Source organism: Kitasatospora sp. NPDC005748 (genome assembly GCF_040630735.1).
Taxonomy (GTDB): Bacteria; Actinomycetota; Actinomycetes; order Streptomycetales; family Streptomycetaceae; genus Kitasatospora.
In genome coordinates this window covers 59,970-66,322 of record NZ_JBEXYD010000032.1, presented here as the reverse complement: position 1 = coordinate 66,322, position 6,353 = coordinate 59,970, and the positions used below count along the sequence as shown (strand labels likewise).

The 6,353-nt window shown below is 73.7% G+C and carries 7 protein-coding genes and 4 tRNA genes; 4 read left to right on the top strand and 7 right to left on the bottom strand.

The window, feature by feature from the left end:
• Positions 1-25: 25 nt before the first annotated feature.
• From ABZ495_RS22650 to ABZ495_RS22635, 4 genes are all read right to left on the bottom strand, one after another.
• Positions 26-97, bottom strand: a tRNA-Val gene (locus ABZ495_RS22650).
• Positions 98-138: 41 nt separating this feature from the next.
• Positions 139-210, bottom strand: a tRNA-Val gene (locus ABZ495_RS22645).
• A 34-nt stretch (positions 211-244) separates the two neighbouring features.
• A tRNA-Cys gene (locus tag ABZ495_RS22640) sits at positions 245-318 on the bottom strand.
• A 40-nt stretch (positions 319-358) separates the two neighbouring features.
• Positions 359-431, bottom strand: a tRNA-Gly gene (locus ABZ495_RS22635).
• Positions 432-748: 317 nt separating this feature from the next.
• Between ABZ495_RS22635 and ABZ495_RS22630 the strand changes: the two genes are divergently transcribed.
• The 3 genes from ABZ495_RS22630 to ABZ495_RS22620 all read left to right on the top strand — a co-directional run bounded on the left by ABZ495_RS22630 (position 749) and on the right by ABZ495_RS22620 (position 3,623).
• Positions 749-1,798, top strand: a complete 1,050-nt coding sequence (locus tag ABZ495_RS22630; RefSeq protein ID WP_359808784.1) for a chorismate-binding protein — start codon at positions 749-751, stop codon at positions 1,796-1,798.
• A 76-nt stretch (positions 1,799-1,874) separates the two neighbouring features.
• Positions 1,875-2,705, top strand: a complete 831-nt coding sequence (locus tag ABZ495_RS22625; protein WP_359808782.1) for an aminodeoxychorismate lyase — start codon at positions 1,875-1,877, stop codon at positions 2,703-2,705.
• A 78-nt stretch (positions 2,706-2,783) separates the two neighbouring features.
• Entirely contained in the window at positions 2,784-3,623 is an 840-nt protein-coding gene (locus tag ABZ495_RS22620) for a GNAT family N-acetyltransferase (protein ID WP_359837717.1), read from the top strand.
• Between the two features lie 7 nt (positions 3,624-3,630).
• Here the strand turns inward: ABZ495_RS22620 and ABZ495_RS22615 are convergent, their stop codons facing one another.
• Complete coding sequence (locus ABZ495_RS22615; protein ID WP_359837714.1) at positions 3,631-4,131, bottom strand: DsbA family protein; 501 nt, start codon at positions 4,129-4,131, stop codon at positions 3,631-3,633.
• A gap of 119 nt (positions 4,132-4,250) precedes the next feature.
• On the opposite strand from ABZ495_RS22615, the gene ABZ495_RS22610 reads away from it, so the two are divergent.
• Positions 4,251-4,742 (top strand): hypothetical protein, encoded by a 492-nt coding sequence (locus ABZ495_RS22610; RefSeq protein ID WP_359837711.1) that lies wholly within the window; start codon positions 4,251-4,253, stop codon positions 4,740-4,742.
• 36 nt (positions 4,743-4,778) lie between these two features.
• On the opposite strand, the gene ABZ495_RS22605 is transcribed toward ABZ495_RS22610, so the two are convergent.
• Both ABZ495_RS22605 and ABZ495_RS22600 read right to left on the bottom strand, forming a co-directional pair.
• On the bottom strand, positions 4,779-5,348 hold the full coding sequence (locus ABZ495_RS22605) for a CGNR zinc finger domain-containing protein (RefSeq protein WP_352293258.1): 570 nt from the start codon (positions 5,346-5,348) through the stop codon (positions 4,779-4,781).
• Between the two features lie 406 nt (positions 5,349-5,754).
• Positions 5,755-6,168, bottom strand: a complete 414-nt coding sequence (locus tag ABZ495_RS22600; protein ID WP_030056266.1) for an SsgA family sporulation/cell division regulator — start codon at positions 6,166-6,168, stop codon at positions 5,755-5,757.
• Positions 6,169-6,353: the final 185 nt, after the last annotated feature.

Genomic DNA, 6,353 nt, shown 5'->3' with positions numbered 1-6,353 from the left:
GCAGCAGACCCCGAAGGATCCGACGTGCGCGATACTGGGATTGAACCAGTGACCCCTACCGTGTCAAGGTAGTGCTCTCCCGCTGAGCTAATCGCGCCTGGTGTGGCGGTCCTGCAGCAGACCCCGAAGGATCCGACGTGCGCGATACTGGGATTGAACCAGTGACCCCTACCGTGTCAAGGTAGTGCTCTCCCGCTGAGCTAATCGCGCGGGGAGGTCGCCCGGTCTAACCGGTCGTACCTCTTGGAGGTGGAGACGGGATTTGAACCCGTGTAGACGGCTTTGCAGGCCGTTGCCTCGCCTCTCGGCCACTCCACCAGGCAACACTCGAAGAACGATCTTACACTGTTCTCCATCGAGCGGACGACGAGATTCGAACTCGCGACCCTCACCTTGGCAAGGTGATGCTCTACCAACTGAGCCACGTCCGCCTGTCTCCCGGGGGCCTCACCGCTTTTGTGCGGCTGCGCTCCCTGGCGACGTGTTGAACTCTAGCGGATTCCCGGGCCAGCTAAAAATCCGTTCCCGCAGCGTGCCGCGGGGGTGCCCCCGGGGTGCCGCCCCGTCAGCCGTTCGGGGCGGCCACCGCCCCCACCTGCGGCGCACCCGACGGTCAGCCGCCGGCCACCCGGCGCACACCCGCGCGACGCCCGCACCTGCTCACGCCCCCTACGGCGGCCCGACCCCCGCCCGCGCCCCCGACCTACACTTCAGGCACCGCCGCCCCACCAGCCCGCGCAGGAGAACCGTGTCCGGCCAGCCCGTCCCCCACAGCCCGCTCGCCCGCTTCGGCGGCCGCCTCGCCACCGGGCTGCGCGACGTCACCTCGGACCCGGCCGCCCTCGACTCCGCCGGCTTCTGGGCCGTCGTCCACGACTTCGAGGGCCGCCTCACCTGCGCCCGCTTCGACGACGTCCGCCCCGCCCCCGCGCCCCCGTCCGGCGCGGGTTGGCTCGGCCCGGCCGCCGACAGCTGGCACAGCTCCCTGGACCGCGCCGCCTACGAGGCCGGCGTCCGCCGCATCCGCGACCACATCGCGGCCGGCGAGGTCTACCAGGCCAACCTCTGCCGCGTCCTCTCCGCGCCGCTGCCGGACCGGGACCGCACCGACATCGACGCCCTCACCGGTCTGCTCGCACGCGGGAACCCCGCCCCCTACGCGGGCACCGTCCGGTTGCCCGGACACGGCGTCGAGATCGCGACCGCCTCGCCCGAGCTCTACCTGCGCCGCGACGGCCGCACCGTCTCCTCCGGACCGATCAAGGGCACCGGCCGCACCGAGGCCGACCTGCTGGAGAAGGACCACGCCGAGAACGTGATGATCGTCGACCTGGTCCGCAACGACCTCGGCCGGGTGTGCGAGACCGGCACCGTCACCGTCCCCGACCTCTGCGTCGTCGAGAAGCACCCCGGCCTCGTCCACCTGGTCTCCACCGTCCAGGGCACCCTGCGCCCGGAGGCCGGCTGGCCCGAACTCCTCGGCGCGACCTTCCCGCCCGGCTCCGTCACCGGCGCCCCCAAGTCCAGCGCCCTGCGGATCATCGACGCCCTGGAGACCGCCCCGCGCGGCCCCTACTGCGGAGCCGTCGGCTGGGTCGACGCCGACCGCGGCGAGAGCGAACTCGCCGTCGGCATCCGCACGTTCTGGATCGACCGGACCGACCCCGGCGCACCCGTGCTGCGCTTCGGCACCGGCGCGGGCATCACCTGGGGCTCCGACCCGGCGCGCGAGTGGGCGGAAACCGAACTGAAGGCCGCCCGCCTGGTCGCGATAGCGTCGGGCACCGCAACCGACTGAAGCGGGACGCACGCCCCCGGGCCACCACCGACCCAGGCTCACCGCACCGCGCAACCGCCTTGAGGAGCAGCCCTCGATGCAGCACCCCACCACGAGCTGGGTCAACGGGTCACTCGTCGACTCCGCCGACGCCGCCCTGTCCGTCCTCGACCACGGCCTCACCACCGGCGACGGCGTCTTCGAGACGATGAAGGCCGTCGACGGCCGGGCCTTCGCCGTCACCCGCCACCTCGACCGGCTCACCCGCTCCGCCCGCGGCCTCGGCCTGCCCGACCCCGACCACGACCTGGTCCGCGAAGCCTGCGCCCAGGTGCTGGCCGCCAACCCGATGCCCCTGGGCCGCCTGCGCCTCACCTACACCGGCGGCATCGCCCCGCTCGGCTCGGAGCGCGGCCAGGACGCCCCCACCCTGGTCGTCTCCCTCGGCACCGCCGCCCGCCGCCCCGACACCACCGCCGCCGCCACCGTCCCGTGGCGCCGCAACGAGCACAGCGCCGTCGCCGGCCTCAAGACCACCTCCTACGCCGAGAACGTCGTCGCGCTCGCCGCCGCCCACCGCGTCCAGGCCTCCGAAGCCCTGTTCGCCAACACCGCCGGGCAGCTCTGCGAGGGCACCGGCTCCAACGTCTTCGTCGTCCTCGGCGGCCGTCTGCTCACCCCCACCCTCGCCTCCGGCTGCCTGGCCGGCATCACCCGGCAGCTCGTCGTCGACTGGTGCGGCGCCGAGGAGACGGACCTGCCGCTGGACGTGCTCCGGGAGGCCGACGAGATCTTCCTGACCTCCACCCTGCGCGACGTCCAGGCCGTCACCCGGATCGACGACCGTGAACTCGCCGGACCGGGCCCCGTCACCACCAAGGCCCTGGCCGTCTTCACCGAGCGCAGCGGCGACGACCTAGACCCCTGAGCCCCACCACCCCGGCCCCGGACTCCTCGCGGCTCCCCGGCGGATAGAACACCCGGGCGGCGGGGAAGGGACCACGACATGACCACCACGCTGCGCCCCGAGGGGCCGGAGTCACCCGCCGCCGGCGGCCGCACCAGACGCTGGCAGATCTGCGCCAACGGCCGCCCGGTCGGCGCGCTGCGCACCACCGCCATTCGCCGCGGCAACCAACTCTGGGGTGAGATATCGGAGTTGGAGGTGCACGAGGGGCGCGGCCGGGGGCGCGGCACCTTCGGTGCGCTCGCGGCCGAGGAGGTGCTCCGCGGCTGGGGCTGCACCCGGGTCGACGCCGACGTCCCCGAGGCGGCGCCGGCCGCCCGCGGCCTCGCCGTCGCCCTCGGCTACACCGAGCGGATGCGGAACATGGCCAAGCGGCTCGCCGCCCCGCCCGCGCTCCCGGCCGGCGTCGCCGCGCGCCGGATCGATGCCGAGGCCTTCCCCGGGTGGCTGGCCGACGCCAAGGAGGGCTACCTGGCCGACCTGGTCTCCTCCGGCCTCGGCGCCGAGCAGGCCCGCGCCAAGTCGGACGCCGACCACCAGTCCCTGCTGCCGCAGGGCGCCGACAGCCCCGGCGTGGCCCTGCGCCGGCTCTACGGGGACGCGCCGGACCCGCTGGGCTCGCTCTGGCTTGCCCTGCGGGTCCGGGACCTGCCCGACGGCGCCCCGCTCGCCTGGGTGATGGTCGTCGAGGTGGCCGAGGCCCACCGGGGCGCCGGCCACGGTCGCTCGCTGATGCTGCTCGCCGAACGCGAGTGCCTGGCCGCGGGTGTGAGGGACCTCGGGCTCAACGTGTTCACCGGGAACGCGGTCGCGATCCGGCTCTACGAGTCGCTCGGCTACCGGGTCACCAATCGGGTCTACGGCAAGCCGCTGACCTGACCTGGCGTCAGGACGCCTTCGCCGCCTCGATGACGGCGACGATCCGGTCCCGCAGGCCGTCCTGGCTCTGCCCGCCGTCCAGCCGCTTCCCGCCGATCACATACGTCGGGGTGCCCCGCACCCCGATCGCCTTCCCCTCGGCCTGGTCGGCGTCCACGATCAGCGTGTGCCGGCCGTCGACCAGCGCGGTGTCGACCTCCTCGGCATCCACTCCCACGGCACGGGCCACCTCCAGCAGCACCTCCTCGCCGCGAGCCGCCAGGTCGTCGACCCGCTCCAGCAGGGCCTCCACGTACGGCCACCCCAGACCCTGGGCGAACGCCTCCTCGGCGGCCTGCGCCGCGGCGTACGCGTGCTTGTGCTTCTCCAGCGGGAAGTGGCGCAACTCGACGACGAGCGCGTCACCGTACTGCTCGCGCAGCTCCCGGACGTCGTCCAGGGCGGTGCGGCAGTCCGGGCACTGGAGCTCGCACCAGAACTCGAGACGGGGGAGGGAACCTTCGATCATGCCCCCAGTGTTCCACTAGTGGGCACCGCGCCGTCCCGGCGGTGTGCCCGGGCACCGGCCGGAAGCGACGGGAGGTCCGACCCGATGACGAGGACAACTGGACGTGACGGAGTGCCGCCGTGCTGACGGCGGCGGTCTCCTTCATTCTCACCGCCGCGGGCGTGGCCGTCGCGGGCCTGCGCGCCTACCGCCGGCGCTACCTCTCCGCGACCCGCTGGTTCGCCGTGGCGCTGCTGCCGGCCGGCCTCTATCTGACCGGCCTCTTCCCGGTGGCGCGCACGATCGGCAGCGAGCTCGCCGACTGGGCGACCAAGCTGGTGTTCGACCCCCGGGTCTGGACGGGCATCGCGCTGCTCGCGGTGTCGGCCGCCCTGCTGGTCACCACCCGCTGGGCGGGCCGCCGCCGCGCGGTGGACACCACCGGCTCCGCGCCGGCCGCCGCCGGGCCCGCCCCGGGACGGGCCGCCGTCACCGGTGCACCGGCCGGCCGGCCCTCCGCCGTCCCGAAGGCCGCCGCTCCCGGGAGCACCGCGCCGAAGGCGGGCAAGCGGGACGACGGCCTCGGCGACTTCGCCGACATCGAGGAGATCCTGCGCCGCCGCGGCATCTGAACGCGGCGGTCACGGCGAGCGGGGGCCGGTGAGCGCTCAGGCGGAGGGCACGGCCTCCGCCGAGCGCTGGCGCGCCCGGTAGGCGGCGACGTGCAGCCGGTTCCCGCAGGTCCGGCTGTCGCAGTAGCGCCGGGACCGGTTACGGGAGAGGTCGACGAAGACGCGGGCGCAGTCCGGCGCCTCGCAGCGGCGCAGCCGCTCGCGCTCGCCCGCCGTGAGGATGAACGCCAGCGCCATGCCCAGCTCGGCCGCCAGGTGGTCGTGCAGCGCGGCGTGCGGGGCGAAGTAGTGGATGTGCCAGCCGTGGTGGTCGTGGTTGGTGAGCCGGGGCGTGGTGCCGGCGGCCGCGACCAGCGCGTTGACCAGCTCGGCGGCCTCCGCCGTGGACTCGGTGCCGAACACCTCCCGCAGCCGGGTGCGCAGCTCCTGCACCTTGCGCAGGTCGTCCTCGGTCAGCGAGTCGATCTCGCTGATCTCCTGGCGGACCACGAAGGCGTCCAGCGCGGCCACGTCGGGCAGCAGCTCGCTGCCGCACACCTCGGGCGCCGTGTTGAGCAGCTCGACGAGGATGCTCAGCGCGCACTCGGTGTCATGGGTGATCAGCACGTGGGGGCTCCTCGCGCGGAGGGGGCCGTCGGCACCCCGCGTCTACGGTCAGTCTCAGACCTTACCGGGCCCCGCAGCGGCGGGCCGCCGCTTCGGTCGAAGGCGTGTACGGATTGCGACGGGGCGTGCGGGCGGTCGTGTCGCGGACCCGCAACGTCCGATCACCCGCCGCCGGGAAACAGTGGCGCCCGGCAGCGAGGCCGGCCACCCGTACGGATGGCCGGCTCCAGTGCCGGGCGCCTGCGGTGCTGGGGCCCGCCCCGGTGGGGGCGGACCGTTTCACCGGCCCCGAGTCCGCGTCGTGCGCGGCTGAGTCGTGCTGCCGTGCCCCCGAGTAGGACGGCAGCGGTGACAGCAGGGGGTTACGGCCCCGCCGACGGCGGGGCGTGACCGCCTCCGGTCGGGGTCAGCTTTCGGCGAGGATGTGGGACAGCTCCCGGTCGAGGTCGAAGTGACGGTGTTCGGTGCCGGGCGGCACGGCGGCGTCCGTGCGCTTGAGAAACGACTCAAGCGCTCGGGCCGGGGCCTCCAGCAGGGCTTCTCCTTCCGGAGAGCTCAGCGCGATGCAGACCACCCCTTGCCCGTGACTGCGCGAGGGCCAGACCCGGACGTCGCCGGTGCCGGTGGGTCGATGCAGCCCCTCCGCAAGGAGATCTCGGGCGAACACCCACTCCACCGTCTCGTCGGCGCCGGTGTGGAACGTGGCGTGCACGGCATAGGGGTCGGCGGTGTCGTAGCGCAGGCCCGCGGGGACGGGCAGTGAGGACTCGCTGGACACGATGAGGCGCAGGTGCAGCTCGCAGCTGACCGTGGTGTTCATAAGCGCCATGGCCTTTCGCTCAGTGTGCGCTCGGGGAATCGCACGTCGGCGAACGGACCATCCCACCTCCGCGACCGATGTAAACCCCTCTGTCCCGATTCGGGGCCGAGTCGTACCCCTTACGGCGCATTGCGGAATCGGCACGGAGTGCCCGCCGGGGCATTACCGGGCCACTTCTCGGTTAG